The organism is Pseudomonas sp. NPDC096950 (assembly GCF_044762525.1).
In the GTDB taxonomy this organism is placed as follows: domain Bacteria; phylum Pseudomonadota; class Gammaproteobacteria; order Pseudomonadales; family Pseudomonadaceae; genus Aquipseudomonas.
Map to the genome: position 1 here is coordinate 143,930 of NZ_JBIWEL010000001.1, position 18,359 is coordinate 162,288.

18 protein-coding genes are annotated in these 18,359 nt (G+C 61.8%); 14 read left to right on the top strand and 4 right to left on the bottom strand.

Going from position 1 to position 18,359, the window contains the following annotated elements:
- The first annotated feature begins 210 nt into the window (after nt 1–210).
- The 13 genes from ACIQY3_RS00755 to ACIQY3_RS00815 all read left to right on the top strand — a co-directional run bounded on the left by ACIQY3_RS00755 (nt 211) and on the right by ACIQY3_RS00815 (nt 9,792).
- Nucleotides 211–741 (top strand): response regulator, encoded by a 531-nt coding sequence (locus ACIQY3_RS00755; RefSeq protein WP_403016275.1) that lies wholly within the window; start codon nt 211–213, stop codon nt 739–741.
- An 84-nt stretch (nt 742–825) separates the two neighbouring features.
- Entirely contained in the window at nt 826–2,532 is a 1,707-nt protein-coding gene (locus ACIQY3_RS00760; protein WP_403016277.1) for a GspE/PulE family protein, read from the top strand.
- Complete coding sequence (locus ACIQY3_RS00765) at nt 2,513–3,316, top strand: hypothetical protein (protein ID WP_403016279.1); 804 nt, start codon at nt 2,513–2,515, stop codon at nt 3,314–3,316. Before ACIQY3_RS00760 ends, ACIQY3_RS00765 begins: the two co-directional genes overlap by 20 nt.
- A gap of 1 nt (nt 3,317) precedes the next feature.
- The gene (locus ACIQY3_RS00770; RefSeq protein ID WP_054054510.1) at nt 3,318–3,863 is read left to right on the top strand and encodes a PilN domain-containing protein; all 546 of its coding nucleotides are present in this window, start codon (nt 3,318–3,320) and stop codon (nt 3,861–3,863) included.
- Nucleotides 3,850–4,398 (top strand): GspMb/PilO family protein, encoded by a 549-nt coding sequence (locus tag ACIQY3_RS00775; RefSeq protein WP_054054507.1) that lies wholly within the window; start codon nt 3,850–3,852, stop codon nt 4,396–4,398. Before ACIQY3_RS00770 ends, ACIQY3_RS00775 begins: the two co-directional genes overlap by 14 nt.
- On the top strand, nt 4,398–4,904 hold the full coding sequence (locus ACIQY3_RS00780; RefSeq protein ID WP_403016282.1) for a hypothetical protein: 507 nt from the start codon (nt 4,398–4,400) through the stop codon (nt 4,902–4,904). Before ACIQY3_RS00775 ends, ACIQY3_RS00780 begins: the two co-directional genes overlap by 1 nt.
- On the top strand, nt 4,901–6,733 hold the full coding sequence (locus ACIQY3_RS00785; RefSeq protein WP_403016284.1) for a secretin N-terminal domain-containing protein: 1,833 nt from the start codon (nt 4,901–4,903) through the stop codon (nt 6,731–6,733). The genes ACIQY3_RS00780 and ACIQY3_RS00785 overlap by 4 nt, the downstream gene beginning before the upstream one ends.
- A 2-nt stretch (nt 6,734–6,735) precedes the next feature.
- Complete coding sequence (locus ACIQY3_RS00790) at nt 6,736–7,209, top strand: type II secretion system protein (RefSeq protein WP_403016286.1); 474 nt, start codon at nt 6,736–6,738, stop codon at nt 7,207–7,209.
- A 4-nt stretch (nt 7,210–7,213) separates the two neighbouring features.
- A complete protein-coding gene (locus ACIQY3_RS00795; protein ID WP_403016288.1) occupies nt 7,214–7,588 on the top strand; it encodes a type II secretion system protein in 375 nt (124 codons plus the stop codon).
- On the top strand, nt 7,563–8,099 hold the full coding sequence (locus tag ACIQY3_RS00800) for a type II secretion system protein (RefSeq protein ID WP_403016290.1): 537 nt from the start codon (nt 7,563–7,565) through the stop codon (nt 8,097–8,099). The genes ACIQY3_RS00795 and ACIQY3_RS00800 overlap by 26 nt, the downstream gene beginning before the upstream one ends.
- A complete protein-coding gene (csgE, locus tag ACIQY3_RS00805) occupies nt 8,096–8,485 on the top strand; it encodes a curli production assembly/transport protein CsgE (RefSeq protein ID WP_403016292.1) in 390 nt (129 codons plus the stop codon). Before ACIQY3_RS00800 ends, csgE begins: the two co-directional genes overlap by 4 nt.
- Nucleotides 8,482–8,901 (top strand): curli assembly protein CsgF, encoded by a 420-nt coding sequence (locus ACIQY3_RS00810; protein WP_149658700.1) that lies wholly within the window; start codon nt 8,482–8,484, stop codon nt 8,899–8,901. Before csgE ends, ACIQY3_RS00810 begins: the two co-directional genes overlap by 4 nt.
- Before the next feature lie 30 nt (nt 8,902–8,931).
- Nucleotides 8,932–9,792 carry a CsgG/HfaB family protein gene (locus ACIQY3_RS00815; protein ID WP_403016295.1) on the top strand — a complete coding sequence of 287 codons (861 nt, stop codon included), beginning with the start codon at nt 8,932–8,934 and terminating at the stop codon, nt 9,790–9,792.
- An 896-nt stretch (nt 9,793–10,688) separates the two neighbouring features.
- On the opposite strand, the gene ACIQY3_RS00820 is transcribed toward ACIQY3_RS00815, so the two are convergent.
- From ACIQY3_RS00820 to ACIQY3_RS00835, 4 genes are read right to left on the bottom strand one after another with little or no spacing between them, the layout of a single operon-like run.
- Complete coding sequence (locus ACIQY3_RS00820) at nt 10,689–12,137, bottom strand: curlin (RefSeq protein ID WP_403016297.1); 1,449 nt, start codon at nt 12,135–12,137, stop codon at nt 10,689–10,691.
- Between the two features lie 28 nt (nt 12,138–12,165).
- On the bottom strand, nt 12,166–12,627 hold the full coding sequence (locus ACIQY3_RS00825) for a curlin (RefSeq protein WP_403016299.1): 462 nt from the start codon (nt 12,625–12,627) through the stop codon (nt 12,166–12,168).
- 60 nt (nt 12,628–12,687) lie between these two features.
- Nucleotides 12,688–14,934, bottom strand: coding sequence for an Ig-like domain-containing protein (locus ACIQY3_RS00830; protein ID WP_403016301.1), 2,247 nt, complete (start codon nt 14,932–14,934; stop codon nt 12,688–12,690).
- A 35-nt stretch (nt 14,935–14,969) separates the two neighbouring features.
- Complete coding sequence (locus ACIQY3_RS00835) at nt 14,970–16,316, bottom strand: hypothetical protein (protein WP_403016303.1); 1,347 nt, start codon at nt 16,314–16,316, stop codon at nt 14,970–14,972.
- A gap of 433 nt (nt 16,317–16,749) precedes the next feature.
- On the opposite strand from ACIQY3_RS00835, the gene ACIQY3_RS00840 reads away from it, so the two are divergent.
- Nucleotides 16,750–18,198: a sensor histidine kinase gene (locus tag ACIQY3_RS00840; protein ID WP_403016305.1), complete on the top strand. Its 1,449-nt coding sequence runs from the start codon at nt 16,750–16,752 to the stop codon at nt 18,196–18,198.
- Nucleotides 18,199–18,359: the final 161 nt, after the last annotated feature.

Sequence of the window (18,359 nt, forward strand, 5' to 3'; positions counted from 1 at the left end):
AATAATGGGGAAAAGCTTCAATGCCAATCCATGCGCTTCCCCGCCTTTGGGGGGAGGGGGATCTGGACGACTTGGCATTGTCTTCAAATTCAAGGACATGAAGAGATAAAAATACCGGCGCTCGGCCTGGCATGAAGTGTGCGTTAGTCCTTGTAAGGCGCGCACTCCGCCAGGCCCGGTACTCGGACCTGCGGTTTCAAGGAGTCGACCTTGTTAAACAAAGTACTGGTTGTCGAAGACGAACAACTGCTTGCCGAAAACCTCAAGGATTACCTTCAGGCGCAAGCGCTGGACGTCCGGATAGCTCACGACGGTGCCATGGCCATCGGCGAAGCCGAAAGTTTTGCACCTGATGTGATGGTGTTCGATTACCGCTTGCCGGATATGGAAGGCTTTGAGGTGCTCGATGCCGTCCGCCAGAACAGGAAGTGTCATTTTGTGCTGATCACCGGGCACCCAACCGCTGAAGTCTGTGAGCGGGCCCGACAGTTAGGTGTCAGCCATATCCTGTTCAAACCCTTTCCATTGGCGGAATTGGCCCGTGCAGTCTGCGACCTTCTGGGGATGGAGCGCGAAGCCAAAGCAGGCGTGAGCACTTCTGAAGGTTTTGTCGAACGACGCCAGAGCAGGACTGAGAGTTTCCCGCTGCAGTTGTACGACGGCAGTTGGGTGCTGGCGGATCGCCGACGAACATCGGCCTCGCTGGCACCGGACGACGAACAATTGCTCACCGGGGAGTAGTGGCGCGACACGACGTTCCGGCTCCCGCCGCAATGGCCTGCCGCGCCGACAGGGCTTTAAGCCCCCGGCGTTGGAGAGCAAGCCATGGAACGTCTATCACTTGCCGTCGAACCGGCACCGTTGGAGTCTGTACCGTCACGCTTTTCCAGTGAGCAATTGGCCCAGGCGCGGATCCGGGCCGCCAGTTCCGGCGAACGGGTACTGGACGCCCTCGGGGTGTTGTGCGAACTGGCCCCCATGCCGTTTATCCAGTGCCTCGGCGCTACCCTGCATTACCCGGTGCTCGACACCGACACGCTGTTCCAGGCCACTCCAGTATTCGACCGGGTCACCCTGGCCCAATGCCTCAAGCGCGAATTCATCCTGCTGCGCCATGCCGACGAAGTCATCGGTGTGTTCGCCGACCCGTTCGACACGGCGCGCCTGGCCTGGATCGACGATTGCCTGCACGGCGCGCCGCTGTATCTGGTGCATGCCGACGACCTGAAAGCCTACCTGGCCCGGCACGAAGAAAGCTTCCACGCGGTGGAGTCGCTCAACGCCCAAGCCGATGCGAATGTCGAGATCGACAACCTGCAAAGCCTGTCCCTGACCAGCATCAGCGAAGACGCCAGCGTGGTGGTCAAACTGGTCAACTCGACCCTCTACGACGCGCTGAAAATGCACGCCAGCGACATCCACTTGGGCACTACCGGCAGCGGTCTAGTGATCAAGTACCGCATCGACGGCGTGCTCAATAACATCAGCAAGATCCAGGGCAGCGAGTTCGCCGAGCAGGTGATTTCCCGGGTCAAGGTCATGGCTGAGCTGGACATCGGCGAGAAACGCGTGCCTCAGGACGGGCGCTTCAAAATCGGCATCAGCGGTCGGCAGATCGACTTCCGGGTGTCGATCATGCCGAGCATTTTCGGTGAAGACGCCGTGCTGCGGGTGCTGGACAAACAGGACCTGGCGGACAAGGTCAGCGGTGTGCAATTGCAGGCCCTGGGTTTCGAAGAAGACACCCTCAAACAACTGCGCCGCCTCGCCGCCGAACCCTATGGCATGGTGCTGGTGACCGGCCCTACGGGCAGCGGCAAGACCACCACGCTCTACGCGATGATCACCGAGATCAACCACGGCGTGGACAAGATCATCACCATCGAAGACCCGGTGGAATATCAACTGCCGGGCGTCCTGCAAATCCCTGTGAATGAAAAGAAAGGCCTGACCTTCGCCCGTGGTTTGCGCTCGATCCTGCGCCACGACCCGGACAAGATCATGGTCGGTGAAATCCGTGACCCCGACACCGCGCAGATCGCCGTGCAATCCGCGCTCACCGGGCACTTGGTGTTTACCACCATCCACGCCAACAACGTGTTCGATGTGATCGGCCGTTTCACCCAGATGGAAATCGACCCCTACAGCCTGGTCTCGGCGCTCAACGCGGTGTTGGCTCAACGGTTGATTCGCCTGGTGTGCGCCAGTTGCAGCGCACCGCACCAGCCGAGCGAAGAAGAACTGCAACTGTCCGGCCTCGACCCGCAACAGGTCGGCCATTACCACTTCGTGCATGGCAAGGGCTGCGGCCATTGCCGGGGCACCGGTTACCGCGGGCGCACGGCGATTGCCGAGCTGCTGCACCTGGACGATGAGCTGCGGCAAATGATCGTCGAGCGCCAACCCATTTCGAAAATCAAGGCCCACGCCTGCAAACGTGGCTTGCGGCTGTTGCGCGAGTCGGCGCTGGAACTGGTGCAAGCGGGGCGTACTACGCTCGAGGAGATCAATCGTGTCACTTTTGTCTCGTGATCGTTATGTCGCCGTGCTCGGCGCCAGTGGCGTCGGCCTCGGCCAGCGCCAGGGCAGCGACACCCGTTGGCTGGGCAGCGTCGGTTTTATCGACGAAGGCTTCCACGCCTGGGCCGTTGCCCTGGAAACCCTCGACCGTCTGCTCGGCGAACATGCCCGTGCCGGTGCCGAATTGAGCGTGGTGGTCTCCGGGCACTTCAGCCGCTTTTGCCTGGTGCCCTGGAGCGACCAGATCAGCAGCCCCGACGAGTTGCTCGGCTTTGCCCAACTGTGTTTCGAAGACCTCTACGGCGTGCCGACCCAACCCTGGAGCCTGGTGCTCTCGGCGGAACCGGCAGGCTTCGACCGTATCGCGTCGGCCTTGCCTCAGGATTTGCTGGAACGCCTGCGCAGCCTGGTCAGCGCTCGCGGTTTGCGCCTGCGTTCGGTGCAGCCGTACCTGATGGCGGCGTTCAATCACTTCGATAAAGGCTTCGACGCCGGGGACTTCCTGTTCGTCGTCGCCGAGCCGGTGCGCAGTGTGTTGCTGCTGGCCCGGGAAGGGCGCTGGACCTCGGTGCGCTCGGTAGGCAGCAGCGACAGCGATGCGGCGCTAGCCGCACTGATTGGCCGGGAAAACCAGTTGCAGGCCTCCAGCAGTGAACGGCCACTCAACGTCTACCTGCACGCCCCGGCTCGCATCGACTCACAACCCGAAGTGCCCGGCGTACACCTGCGGACCCTTGAAGAAGACCGGACCAACGTACGGGATTGCCTGTACATGATGTCCCGGGCGGTGGCCTGACATGCGCGCCCTGACCCTCGACTTCCAGCCACGCCGCCGCTCGGGCCCTTTGGGCTGGAGCTTGATGACCGCCGGTGTGGCACTGACCCTGGCGTGCTTCTTCGCCCAGCAGCACCTCGACCAGCAATCCTCGCAACAGCAAGGTCACTTGCAACACGCCCAACGCGAACTCACCGGCGACACCGGCGGCAAAGTCGGCCTGACCCCGGCCGAGACCCGCGAACAAGCACAAAACCTCGCCGAGATGCGCAAGGTCTCCCAACAGCTGCGTCGGCCATGGGAACGCTTGTTCGCCATGCTCGAAGCCATGCCTCGGGATGACATTGCCTTGCTGACCCTGACGCCCGATGCCCGCAAAGGCCAAGTGCGAATCAGCGCCGAGGCGCGGGACCTGGAAGCGATGCTCGAATTTCACCAGCGTCTGGAAGCCAGCGACGAGCTGTCGGACGTGTCCCTGCTGAGCCATGAAATCGTCGCCAACGTGCCGGAACATCCGGTGCAATTCAACCTGTCGGCGACGTGGGAGATTGGCGATGCGAATCCCTAGACTGATCGTGCACGAATACCTGCAAGGCCTCGGTATTCCGGGCCTGGCCGGGATGGCACTGGTGGCGGTGGCGCTGATGTATGCCCTGGCCGGACTGGTGCCGGACTGGCAGTCGCTGCAAACCCTCAGCCAGCAAACCCGCGAAGCCGGCGAGTACCTGGCCAAGGTGGAAGACGGCAGCGTCGCGCCACCGGTGGTGCCGCAACGGCAACTCGACGACTTCCGCAGCAAATTGCCGTCGCAGCCGCAAGCCACCGTGGCCATCGACAAGATCTACGCCTTGGCCGCGCTGGAACACATCACCCTGGCCCGGGGCGAATATTCCCTGGGCATCGACCCCAAGACCCATCTCGCTCGTTATCAGATTCTGCTGCCAGTACGCGGCAGCTATCCGCAACTGCGGCGCTTCCTGCACGCCTTGCTCGGCCAGTTGCCGGCGGTGGTGGTGGAGGACGTGGAGTTCCAGCGCAAGAAGATCGCCGACACCGACCTGACCGGGCGGATCCGCATGACCCTTTACCTGTCGAGGTCGTGATGAATACCAAACGCGTAGTGGGTTGGGTGGCGTTCTTCGGCGTAGCGGCGGCGCTGGCCTGGTTGCCGGATTACTTGCGGCAACCGGAGGACGGCGAGATCAGCGTCGCGGCCGTGGCCAAACCCGTCAAAGGCAAAGCATCGACCGTAGCGGCCAGCGTCAAAGCCGCGCCGATCAAGGACTTGAGCCCGTCCGGCGACCTGTTCGCCACCCGCAGCTGGAAGGCTGCACCGACGCTGGCCAGCGTCACCGAACAACCCGTCAACCTGACCCCGGTGGTGCAAACCCCAAGCGCACCAGCGATGCCTTTCCAGTTCGTCGGCAGGCTGCATAACCAATCCGACCTGCAAGTGTTTTTGCAGAACGGCGAAAAAATATACGTCGTACGCAAAGGGGATGTGATCGACGACACGTGGCGGATCGAGGGCATTTCCGATGTGGAATTGAGCCTGGTCTACCTGCCTCTGCATTTGTCCCAGACCTTGTCTGTGGGGAGCACGCAATGAACAGATCCCGTTTGCTGATGAGCCTGTGCCTGAGCACAGCGCTGGCCGCGTGCAGTTCGGCGCAAGTCGCCAACAAAGAAGCGTCCGACCTGATTGAACAAGGCCAGTACGAGGCCGGGTTGGCGCGCATCCAGGAAGGCCTGCGGGAAAACCCTCGGGACACGGAATTGCACCTGCTGCTGAATACTGGTCGCGCCAAGGCGATTACCGCGCTGTTGACCGCCGGCGACACCGATCGCGCGCGCCGGGACTTTCCTTCGGCGCGCCTGGCCTACGGTCGGGTGCTGACCATCGAACCGAGCAACCGTCGCGCCCAGGATTCCCTGAAGCAACTCGACTACCTGCGCAGCCAGGACGACAAACTTGAACTGGCCCGGGGCGACCTGCGCCGGGGCGACATCTACGGCGCCGACCGTCAGGTCAAACAGATGCTCGAGCTCGACCCGAAAAATGAAGGCGCCCTGGAACTGCAAGGCAACATTCGCCTGGTCCAGAGCCGCAACGTGGTGCCGTATCCACAGCTGCGCACACGCCTGGATCGGCCGGTGACCCTGGAGTTTCGCGACGCCAACCTGAAAACCATTTTCGAAGTGCTGTCCCAGGTCGCCGGGCTGAATTTCATCTTCGACAAAGACCTGCGCCCGGACATGAAAGCCACGATCTTCGTGCGTGACGTGCGCATCGAAGATGCCGTGGAACTGCTGCTGCAACAGAACCAACTGCACCAGAAAGTGGTGAACGAAAACACCTTGCTGATCTACCCGGACTCGCCGCAGAAGCTCAAGGATTATCAGGAACTGGTGATGCGCACCTTCTACCTGACCAGCGTCGATGCCAACACCGCGCTGAACATGATCAAGACCATGCTCAAGACCCGCGATGTGTTCGTCGATGAACGCCTCAACACCCTGACCATGCGCGACACCGAAGATGCGGTGCGCATGGCCGAGAAACTCCTGCAATCGCAAGATCAGTCCGATCCTGAAGTGGTGCTGGAAGTGGAAGTGATGGAAGTCGCCACCCAGCGCATTCTCGACCTGGGCCTGCAATGGCCGAGCACCTTCGGCGTGGTCAACAGCGACGGTTCCGGGGTGACGATCCTTGATCAACTCAAGGGCATCAATTCCAGCCGGATCTCCATTTCGCCGTCGCCACAAGCCAAGATCAATGCGCAGGACAACGACATCAACACCCTGGCCAGCCCGGTGATTCGCGTGAGCAACCGCGAACAGGCGCGTATCCACATTGGTCAGCGTGTGCCGATCATCAGCGCCACCTCGGTGCCTTCGACTCAGGGCCCGGTGATCACCGAAAGCGTCACTTACCTGGATGTCGGTCTGAAGCTGGAAGTGCAGCCGATCGTGCATTTGAACAACGAAGTGGCGATCAAGATTGCCCTGGAAGTGAGTAACGCCACGCCGCTGGAACCGACCCGCCAGGGCACGATTCCGGTGCAGGTCGACACCCGCAACGCCCAGACAACCTTGCGCCTGCACGACGGCGAAACCCAGATCCTGGCGGGTCTGGTGCGCAACGACCACGGCGCCACCGGCAACAAGATTCCGGGTCTTGGCGACATCCCTGGGCTGGGCCGCTTGTTTGGCAGCAACAAGGACACCGTCGGCAAATCGGAACTGGTGTTGTCGATCACTCCACGGATCGTGCGCAACCTGCCTTACCAGAGCCCGTCGGACATGGAATTCCAGACCGGCACCGAAACCAGCATGCACATCCAGGCGCCTGACCGTGGCATGGAATCGGCGATTCGTACCGACGTCATGACCACACCGGTTGCGTCTTCCGCCCACGTTGTCGTCGAGAAGCCTTGATCATGAACGCCTCCCAGCGCGGTTTTACCTTGATTGAAGTCGTGGTGACGCTGGCCCTGATCGGCCTGTTGGCCGGCATGGCCGCGCCCCTGACCGAGACCGTGGTGCGGCGTGGCAAGGAGCAGGACATGCGCGCGGCGCTGTACCAGATTCGCGACGCCATCGACGCCTACAAACGTGCCTTTGACGCCGGTTATATCGAGAAGTCGCTGAACAGCAGCGGCTACCCGCCCAACCTGCAAGTGCTGGTGGATGGCGTGCGCGATGTGCGCAGTGCCAAGGGTGCCAAGTTCTACTTTTTGCGCCGGGTGCCTCACGACCCGCTGCTGCCGGTCAAGCGTAACGACGACGGTGGCTGGGGCCTGCGCTCCTACGACAGTACGGCTCAAAACCCACGGGAAGGCGAAGACGTGTTTGACGTCTACTCCAAAGCCCGGGGCAGGGGCCTCAACGGCATTGCCTACCGCGAGTGGTGAACCTATGCGCCGGGAAAAGGGTTTTACCCTGCTGGAACTGATGGTGGTCATGGCCATCATCGCGACCCTGATGACGATTGCCTTGCCGCGCTATTTCGGCAGCCTCGAGGCCTCGAAAGAGACCACGCTGCGCCAGAGCCTGTCGGCGATGCGCGAAGCGCTGGATCACTATTACGGCGACACCGGGCGCTATCCCGATTCCATCGAGCAGTTAGTTGAGCAGCGCTATTTGCGCAACCCGCCGACCGACCCGATTGCCGAACGCAAAGACCTCTGGGTCCTGGTCGCGCCGCCGGACGGCGTACCGGGCGCAGTGGCCGATATCAAAAGCGGTGCTACCGGGAGGGCGCGTGATGGCAGCCTTTATTCCGAGTGGTAGTCCCGCCAGCGAGGGTGGGTTCACTTACCTGGGCGTGTTGTTCCTGATTGTGCTGATGGGCATGGGTCTGGCCAGCGCCGGGGAGTTGTGGTCCACCGCCTCGCGGCGTGATCGTGAACGCCAGTTGCTGTGGGTCGGTACCCAATACGCCCAGGCGCTGCGCAGTTATTACCGCAGTTCGCCGGGGCTGGCGCAGTACCCGAAAGAGCTGCAAGACCTGCTGCAGGACGAACGCTTTCCAAGCCCCAAACATCATCTGCGCCAGCTCTATCCGGACCCGATTGGCGGCGGTGAATGGGAGCTGATGCGCGGGTTCGACGGGCGCATCACCGGTCTCTACTGCCCATCCACCGACACACCGCTGAAGCAGACGGATTTCCCCAGCCAATGGTCGGATTTCGTCGGCATGGCGAGCTACAAGGACTGGCAGTTCGTGGCCGAGAAAGCCTTCCTCGATGGTGCGTCCGGCCCGAAACCTCAATCAACCACCCCACAGGCGTTGGCGCCATGAACAGATATTGCCTGGCGCTGCTGCTGATGTTGCTGAGCCCTTTGGCCCCGGCCGGCGAGGAGGACGAAATGATGGGTTTCATCGTCGACGACACGATCTCCCATATTGGCCACGACTTTTACTACTCGTTCAGTGAACGCCTGCGCGCCACCAGCCCGATGGATTTCAACCTGGTCGTGCGCGAACGACCCTCGGCCCGCTGGGGCAGCCTGGTGACCGTGGAATATCAACAACGCCTGGTTTACCGGCGCTTCCTGCCGCCGAACACCGTGGAACTCAAGGACGACGCGTATGACGCCGCCGACTGGGTCCGGGTGCAGATCGTCCAGCGCAAGCTGGAAACGTTATTGCAGGACACCACCGACCTGGAGAAGGACGAATTATGAACAAGAAAACGTTCTCACAGCGCACCGGCATTTGGCTCCTCGGGTTGGGCAGTTGCGGCCTGGTCCACGCCACCGAGCTGGTCTACACGCCGATCAATCCGTCGTTTGGCGGCAACCCGTTGAACGGCACCTGGCTGCTCAACAACGCTCAGGCGCAAAACGACTACGACGACCCCGACCTGAAAAACCGCACGGCGGTGGCAGGTACATCGGCCCTCGAACGCTTCACCAGCCAATTGCAGTCGCGGTTGCTGGGGCAGTTGCTGGACAACATCTCCACGGGCAACACCGGGAGCCTGTCCACCGACAGTTTTATCGTCAACGTCATCGACGACTCCGGCGCACTGAGCATTGAAGTGACCGACCGAGCGACCGGTGAAGTTTCGGAAATTCAGGTGAACGGCCTCAACCCTTGACGGGTTTCAGGCTGCCGGGGAGTGAAGGACATGAAAAATATAATTGTGCTAGGGCTGATGTTGGCGGCATTACAAGGTTGCAGCTTGCGCGACACCATGCCGGCCGAACAGGACACGGAATCACCGACCCTCACGCCACGGGCGTCGACCTATTACGACTTGCTGAAAATGCCACGGCCCAAAGGCCGGTTGATGGCCGTGGTTTACGGCTTCCGCGACCAGACCGGGCAATACAAACCGACCCCGGCCAGCTCGTTTTCCACCAGCGTGACCCAGGGCGCCGCGAGCATGTTGATGGACGCCTTGCAGGCCAGCGGTTGGTTCGTGGTACTGGAGCGCGAAGGCCTGCAAAACCTGCTGACCGAACGCAAAATCATCCGCGCCTCGCAGAAAAAACCGAACACCCCGGTGAACATCCAGGGCGAACTTCCACCGCTGCAAGCGGCAAATTTGATGCTTGAAGGCGGGATCATCGCCTACGACACCAACGTACGCAGCGGCGGGGAAGGCGCGCGGTACCTGGGTATCGACATCTCCCGGGAATACCGGGTAGACCAGGTCTCGGTGAACCTGCGGGCGGTGGACGTGCGCAGCGGGCAAGTGCTGGCGAACGTCATGACCAGCAAAACGATTTACTCGGTGGGCCGCAGCGCCGGGGTGTTCAAGTTTATCGAGTTCAAGAAACTGCTTGAGGCCGAAGTGGGCTACACCACCAACGAACCGGCGCAATTGTGCGTGCTGTCGGCGATCGAAGCGGCGGTGGGACACTTGTTGGCCCAAGGGATTGAACGGCACTTGTGGCAAGTGGCCGGGGACAACTCAACACCCGTGCAGGACGAGACGCTGGGGCGGTATTTGAGTCAGAACAAGATTGATCCGGAGAGTGAATAACCGCGACCCTTGTCTGATCGTTCCCACGCTCCGCGTGGGAATGCCGCCAGGGACGCTCCGCGTTCCGCTTCCGGATGTGACGCAGAGCGTCACGGGATGCATTCCCACGCGGAGCGTGGGAACGATCAGAAAGTGTCAGCGGGATACGGTTGCCGGGTTCGGGTCTGCTACGCAGCCCAGCGGGAGCAAGCTCCCTCGCCACAGTGAGTGGCTGTCTGGTGGACCGCGTTATCGTTCTTCGCGAGCAAGCCCGCTCCCACCTTTGATCTCCATGCGACACAAATCCTGTGACCACCACAAATCCCCTGTGGGAGCGGGCTTGCTCGCGAAAGCTGAGTGTCAGGCAACACATCCCTGGCGATGTACCCAGACCCCTGTGGGAGCGAGCCTGCTCGCGAAAGCGGCCTGACAGCCGGCCGGTTTCTTGCGGATGCATGCGCATGTGTAGGAGCTGCCGAAGGCTGCGATCTTTTGATCTTTCTTGGGCGCGACCGCTGAAGATCAAAAGATCGCAGCCTTCGGCAGCTCCTACAGGCGGTGTGTCAGAGGACAGGCGTTTATCCGGGTTGGGTCTGCTGCGCAGCCCAGCGGGAGCAAGCTCCCTCGCCACAGTGAGTGGCTGTCAGATGGACCCGCGTTATCGTTCTTCGCGAGCAAGCCCGCTCCCACACTGGATCTCCATGGGGCACAAGTTCTGTGATCACCACCAATCCCCTGTGGGAGCGGGCTTGCTCGCGAAGGCTGAGTGTCAGACAACCCATCTCTAACGAATTTACTCAGACCCCTTGTGGGAGCGAGCCTGCTCGCGAAGGCGCCCGGACAGTCACCCAATCTCCCACAGGCACAAAAAAAACCGCGACCCCACTGAAAGGGCCGCGGTTTTTTATGCTGCGCGATTATTGCTGCAGCACAGTCGCCTGGTTAGCGCTGCCAAACTGCTGCACCGTCGCCATTTGCGTCATGCCGCTCTGGTCGACATTGGCAATGTTCCCCGTCCCGCCCTGGGTCACATACGCCACGTTCATGGTGTCAGCCTGCTTCACAGTGATCTGGTTATCGCTGCCATACAACTGCGTGGTGAACGCCTGGTTGCCGGTGCCGGACTGGTCGAACTCAGTGCTGTTCCCCGACCCGTTGGAGGAGCCCTGGGCCAGGTTGGTGGTGCCGCGCTGGTCGGCGATGAGGATGTTGTCGCTGCCGTTCTGGTCGAAGTACAGCTCGTTGTAGGAATCGGCTTGGCTGACGGTGGTTTTGTTGCCGGTGCCGGTCTGGTTGGTGGTCATGATGTGGCCGACGCCGTCCTGCTTGAAGCTGGCCACGTTGTTGGTGCCATTCTGGTTGATGGTCGCGCGTTGGTTGCTGCCGAATTGACCGCCCAGTTGCGGGCCTTTCCAGTTGCTGGCGTAGACCTTGTTGCCGTTGCCCACGGAATTAGCGTTGAGCACGTGGCTGTCACCGCTCTGGTAGGTGAAGTGCACGTTGCCGGTGCCTTGCTGATACAGCGCGACGGTTGAGCCCATGGATTCGAACTGGTCGGCATAGATCGCGTTGAGGTCGCCGACTTGCAGCACCTGAGCCACGTTGTTTTCGCCGAAGCTCTGGTCGACCACGGTTTCGTTGGTCTGTCCGTATTGGTTGACGGTGGCCTGGCTCGCGGTCTGGCCGTCCTGCCAGACTTCGGTGGCGTTGAAGTCGCCGAACTGGTTGATGTTCAGGTTGCCGCCAATGCCGTTGCGCTGGTCACCGTAGGCGTAGTTGCCTTCGCCGGCCTGGTTGATGCCGATCTGGCCGCCCATGTGGCTGACCTGTTCGGCAGTCGCGTAGTTGGTGTTGCCGTACTGGATGATCACCGCATTGTTGGCGACGCCCAGTTGGATCTGCTCGATGTTGGCTTCGTTGTTGTCACCAAACTGGAAGGTCTGGCCCGAGGTGGCTTCCTGGGAGTCCTGATAGACAAACGAGAAGTTGCCGCTACCTTGCTGTTGCTGCAGCACCTGGTTTTCGCCGCTGCCGATCGACTGGCTGGCGTGACTGGTGTTGAAGCTGCCGACCTGTTGCTGGGTGATGGTGCTGGTGTCTTCGAACAACTGCTCGGCGTAACCGGCGTTGTAATCACCGACCTGGGTCTGATCGATGGTGCTGGTGGCGGTGTCTTGCACGGCTGCCGCATCGTTGCCCTGGCCGAGTTGTTGTTGGGTGGCGGTGCTGAACGGCGCCGCGGTCTGTTTCACGTCGGCGATGTTGGCGGTACCGATCTGGTTCTGCGTGGAAACGCTGTCGTCGGCCAAGGCCTGGGCACTGACAATGACCAGGATGGCAGCGGTGAGGGGCGTCAATTTAAACATGATGAAACCTCCAAGGTTATTGCAGTGCTTAGCGATATTGTTTGACCGAAACGCTCATACCATTCCCGGACTGGGTCACGGCGCTGGAGAGCCCCGTGCCGGCCTGGTCGATGCTGGCGTCGTTGTTATTGCCGTTCTGGGAAATCTGCGCGCGGTTGTGGCTGCCGTTTTGCGTGATTGAGGCCTCGTTGCCGGAACCTTGCTGAGTGATCTGTGCCATCAAGTCGCTGCCCTGTTGCAGGATGTAGGCTTCCTGATTGCTGCCCGACTGGACGATGCGTCCGAGCAACCCCTGTCCGTTCTGTTGCAGCAACGCGACGTTGGCCTGGCCGAGCTGGTTGATCAGCGCTTGCTGGCCAATCGGCGCGGGCAACTCGCCGAGGTCGGCGGTGGGGGCCAGGTCGTCGTTGTCCATCAAATCGTCGGCGCGCACGCCCGCGCTGCTGCAGAGCAGAAGCAGGCAGAGCAGGGCGGCGGTCGGCGTTTGCATGGCGTTGTCCTTGATCAAGAGGCTGGCCCCGCCGACGTTAACGGTCGGCGGGGCGCAGGCTCAGAGCGTGGTTACCGACACCGAGCGCACGGTGCCTTGGGAGGAGCGGATGGTCGCCGTCGGGTTAGCTGACGGGATCACGTCGGTGCTGTTGTTGATCGTCAACCGCCAGCGTCCGGTCACCGGCACCGTGGTGGTGCCCAGGGTTACCAGCCCGGTCGGGGTGGTCACCTGGATGGTGATGGTGTTGCCGGTGGTCACCGATGAAGTCCCGGCGAAGTCCCAGTTGAAGCGATTGTTGGAGCGGGCCTGGACTGTGGCGGTGGTCACGGTGAAGGTTTCCGCGGCGGGCCTTGGCGAGACTTGCACGGTGACCGTCGCGGGCGTCGACAGGGCGCCGAAGCTGTCCCGGGCGATGTAGGTGAAGGTCGTGGTGAACGCCGTGGTGACCGTGGCCGGTGGGGTGTAGGTGATCACGGTGCCGTCAGTGCTGACGGTGCCGCGACCGGCTGCCGGTTGGGTCAGGCTGGCGACGCCGAGCGGCACGTTGCCTTCCGGATCGGTGTCGTTGGCCAGCACGTTGATCGGAATCGCCACGCCCAACGTCGCGATGCTGTCGTTGACCGCCACCGGTGGCCGGTTAGGCGCCACGGTAATGGTCACGGTCGCGGCGGTGGTCGAGGCCAGGCCTTTGACGTCCTGCGCCTTGTAGGTGAAGGTCGTGGTCAATGGCGTGGTGACGACCGCTGGCGGGGTGTAGACCACCGAAGTGGTGCCGCTCAAGGCCACGGTGCCTTGCCCGGCAGCCGGTTGGGTCAGCGCGGTAATGCTCAGCGGCACGTTGCCGTCCGGATCATTGTCGTTGGCCACCAGGTTGAGGGTGATCGGCACGCCGAAACTGGTGGCGCCGGTGTCGGCGACCGCGATCGGCGCCTGGTTCTCGCCAGTGTCCGGTGCGCTGCCGACCACTACCACGAGCTCGGTGTCGCTGCCGCCCGCGGCGGATTTGACCGTGACGCTGGCCGGTGGCTGGGTCAGGTCGGCCACGGTGAGTTTTTGCAGGGTGCCGGTTTTCGACAGGCGTCCGTAGCCCTGGGCAACCATGTCTGGCACCGCTACTTCATCGGTTGACGTCGCTTCGATCAGCAGGCTGTGATTGCTCCAGTTGTAGCGGGCGGTCTGGATTTTCACCAGGTCGGTGACCTTGCTCGAGACGGCGGTCGGCCGGGTGGTACCGGCCGGGTTGCTCGCGGTGAGCACCACCACGGCAGGCACGGTGGCACCCGTCAGGCGTTGGCCGAAGAACAGGCCCGTGTTGTCGCCGAGCATGCTGGTCAGGCAGGGCGTCTGCGGTGGTCCGGGTACAAGGGCCACGGTTTCGCGGAAACACAGGCTCGAACCGTTGGTCGATTTACCAAACACTTCTACCCGGGTAGTGCTGGTGCCCGGGCCTGAAGCGGTGCGGCGGTAAGTGGCGCGGCCAATTTCCACCGGGGTTTGCGCACGGTTGTCGAGGACCTTGCCAGACACGGTAAAGAGGTTGGTCTGGATGGTCCCGGCCGGTCCTTGCACACGCAGGAAGTTGTTATTGAACGGGCTGCCGGTGACCGCTTCAGAGAGGTTCGGGTCGCCCACGAAAGACTCGGTGGAACCGGTGTCCGGGTTCACTTCGGTATACGGTCCGTTGACGCTGCGCAGGAACGGTCCGACCTGACCATTGAGTGCGCCGCTGAAATTGCCCGGTGCGCCGATGCCGATGTCGCGGGTGATGTTGATCGCCCGACGGCCCGGCGCGGTGACGTTGACCGTTTCCACGCCGTACGGGTGGGTGATGGTGTAGGTCCCGGCGACAGGCACGTTCACCCGCAGACGAATCCGCGCGAAGCTTGCCTGGTCGCCGTCGATAGGGTCTTCCGCCGTGAAGGCCGCTTCGACCCCGGCCACGTAGGCATCCACGCCATAGCCGCCGACATCGGCGATGTTAGTTTCGGCGAGGTACCAGAACGCTTCCGGTGGCCAGTTATCTGGAAACACCATCGGCTGGGTGTCATCGAAAAACCCGGGTTCCGGATTCAGGATGCACATGTAGGTTGGCGCGCCAGGAGCGCTCGCTACCCGCGAACTGGTCGCCCGCGACTGGCACAGTTCCAGCGACAGCAGATTGTTGTCCTGATACCACATCGGGAATTTCCCGGTGGCAAAGGTGTAGGGGCCGGGGTCGACGGCAGCGAGTTGCGCGAATGCACTGCCGGACAGCGATAGAGTCAGTCCCAGGGCGTTGAGCGCCAGGCGTGGCAATTTGTTCATGATGCCTCCTGATGAGGATCTGGGCAGGTGCGCGTTCATTGCACGATGACCACTTCTTCGGTATCGCTGCCGCCATTGGATGACGTCACTCGAACCTTGGCCGGTGGAATCGGCGAGATGCCGGTCGACAGGGATTTCACCGCGCCGTCGCCGCTGAGGGCGCCGATGGCGACACCCGTGCCGGAGGTGGCAGTGAGGACCGGCGGCGATGTTTCATCGCTGGTTGAAGCCACGATCGAGATCTGCCCGGTGCTCAGGCTGTACTGGGCCTGCGAAATCACCACTAGGTCAGTCAGTTGCGTAGGCACCGTGGTCGGCGTGCTGGTCGGGATGGCCAGGTGGTTGTCGGCGGTCACCTGCAAGGTGCTCGGCAACGTCGGGTTGGTGGCGGACTGGGCGTACCAATGGCCGGTGGTGTTGGCTTCAGTCAGGTTCAGCACCGGGCTGTTGCTGGCCAGGGTCACGGTGGCCGGTGGTGGCGGAGCCATGACGAACACGTCCTGCTGGGCCACCGGGGCACTGGCACCGGCCTTGCGCGAGTAAGTGCTGCGCTCGGCGATGATCGGGGTGGGTCGAACCACCGTCGACAACTTGCCGGAGATGGCCATTACAGTCGTGCGCAGGTCCAGCCCGTTAGGCCCTTCGATGCGGATGTAGTTGGTGTTGAAAGGGCTGCCGGTGAAGGCTTCTTCCAGGTTCGGGTCGCCAACGAATTTCTCGGCTTGACCGGTGGCCGGGTTGGTCTCGGTGTAGGGGCCGTTGACGCTGCGCAGGAACGGGCCGATGTCACTCTTGAGGGCGCCGTCGTAGGTTTTCGGCGTGCCGATACCGATGTCGCGGGTCATGTTGATGGCACGACGCCCACCGGCGGGAACGTCAAATATGTCGACGCCGTAGGGGTGGGTGATGGTGTAGACACCGGCGGTGGGCACGTCCACCCGAATGCGGATGCGGCCAAAACTGACCTGGTCGCCCTCCACCGGTTCTTCAGCGGCGAAGGCGGCTTCCACGGCGCTGACGTAGGTCAAGTCGATGCCCCGTGCGGCATCGACGATTGAGCCGTCGCCGGTGAACCAGAACGCCTCATCGGGAAAATTGCTCGGGAAAACGATGGGCTGCGTGTCGTCGAAAACGCCGGGGACCGCGCCCAACAGGCACATGTAGGACGGCGCACCGGGTGCACTGGCCACCCTGGAGCTGAGTGCCTTGGACAGGCACAAGTCGAGGGTTCGACCATGGGTGTCCTGATACCAGGCGGCAAACGAACCGTTGGCTGGCACATAGGGGCCGGGGTCGACGGCAAACAGCGCTGCCTGGGCAACACCGTGGGCAAGAGCGGTAACGACCAGCGCGGCCGCGGTTTTGGACAGTAAAGGGTGCATGAGTTAATCCCTCTATCGGAGTGCCTGTCCCTTGAAGACGGGCCAGTTGAGAGGGCTAGCGCAAATTGCATACCAATTGGCGGGAATGGGCGGGAGAGGGCCGGGGTACGGGCGTGGAGAGTGGTTGGAGGGATCGAGGGCTGGATGTTGGAGCGGGCGAGTGTCCCCAGGATTGGGGGTGAGTGGGGCAGGTGGGGGATGGGGAAATCACAGTTAGCGGTCAATCAGGCACGGCACATCCCCTGTGGGAGCGGGCTTGCTCGCGAAAGCGGTGTATTAGCTGCGTTGATGTTGGCTGACACACCGTCTTCGCGAGCAAGCCCGCTCCCACAGGGGACGGTGTTAGCCCCACGATTTGCTTAGCTTGCTGGCATTGGGGCAAACACCAAACAGTGGGCTATAACCTTATAGGTGAATCGTCGGGATCCAACCCATGACTATGTCCGAAAAACTGCTCCGGCCTGAGGAAGGCGATATTCGCTTGAGCACCCGTAAACAGCCGTTCAACCTGCTGCGCTGGTTTTCGCTGATCAGCATGGCGGTGATTGCGACCGTGGCGGTGGCGCTGGGGGCGGTGTCCACGCAGTTTGTGATTACCGAAAGCGTGCAGCGCGATGCCTTATTAACGGCACAATTCATTCAGGCGATCGCCTCCGCCGAGGTGCGCCATGTGTCGATCCCCAATGTGCGGACCATGGGCGAGCTGGTCGATCCACGCCAGGACAAGGATTTCCCCGATGTCGATCCGGCGGCCCGCGCCAATGCCCGGGGCGAATTCCTCGACCATATTGCCAATCTGCCGGACGTGATCCTGGCCAACATCTATGCCCCCGACCGCATGGTGATCTGGTCCACCAACCCGGCACTCATGGGCACCACGATTCACGCCGACGAAGATCTGGATCACGCCTTTGAGTTCAAGATCCCGGTCTCGGCCAGTTACCACGACGTCGATCAGGCGCGGATGGAACAGAAGTTCATCACGCCACCGGACTACATCTTTATCGAAAACTACATTCCGCTGTTCGACGCCGACGGCAAGAACGTCACGGCGATGGTCGAGATCTACAAGGAACCCAAGGACCTGATCAGCCGCATCGAGCGCGGGCTCGCGCTGATCTGGCTGGCCACGGCTCTGGGCGGCGGGCTGATTTACCTGGGCTTGTACTGGATCGTGCGCCGGGCCGCGATCCTGCTGGCGCAGCAACAGAAACAACTGATCACCAACGAAACCTTTGTCGCTCTCGGCGAGATGTCCTCGGCGGTCGCCCACAGCCTGCGCAACCCGTTGGCGACCATCCGGTCCAGCGCCGAGCTGGCCCTGGAGTTCGACAACGGCCCGGCGCACAAGAACATCAACGACATCATCGGCCAGGTCGATCGTATGTCGAAGTGGGTCCGCGAGCTGCTGCAATCCTTGCGCCCGCTCAACGATGACCCGGAACCGGTGAACCTGGTGGCGGCAATCCACGACAGCCTGACGGCGTTCGAGCAACAAATTGCCAGGGCCGGCGTCCACGTGGTGTTCAATCCGCAGCAAACGCCGATGGTCCTGAGCCAGCAAGTGCAGTTGACGCAGATCCTCAACAGCCTGATGGCCAACGCCCTGGAAGCCATGGAGAAGGGCGGCACCCTGACCATCACCCTGGAACCGACCGATGCCCGTGGCGTGTGCGTGGTGCTGAGCGACACTGGCAAAGGCATGAACGAAGAACAGCGCAACATGGCGTTCAGGCCGTTCTTCACCACCAAGCAGGGCGGGCTCGGCGTCGGGCTGGTGCTGGTCAAGCGGATCATGGAGCGTTTCGGCGGTGCGGTGGCTCTTGTCAGCCGCGAAGGCGAAGGCACTTGTGTCCGTCTGTCGTTTAAATTAGTCCCCTGAAAACGGGGATGAACTTTCCCCGTTAGCGGGTGTCATGCCCCAGTCATTTGGCCCACAGTGGCGGGGTGATGTTGATAAGCCATTGATCCATCAAGTGTTAATACTTTGGTAGAGGGCCGCTAAAAGTCTGGCGAGGTAATTGCAAAACACCATTACCCCCT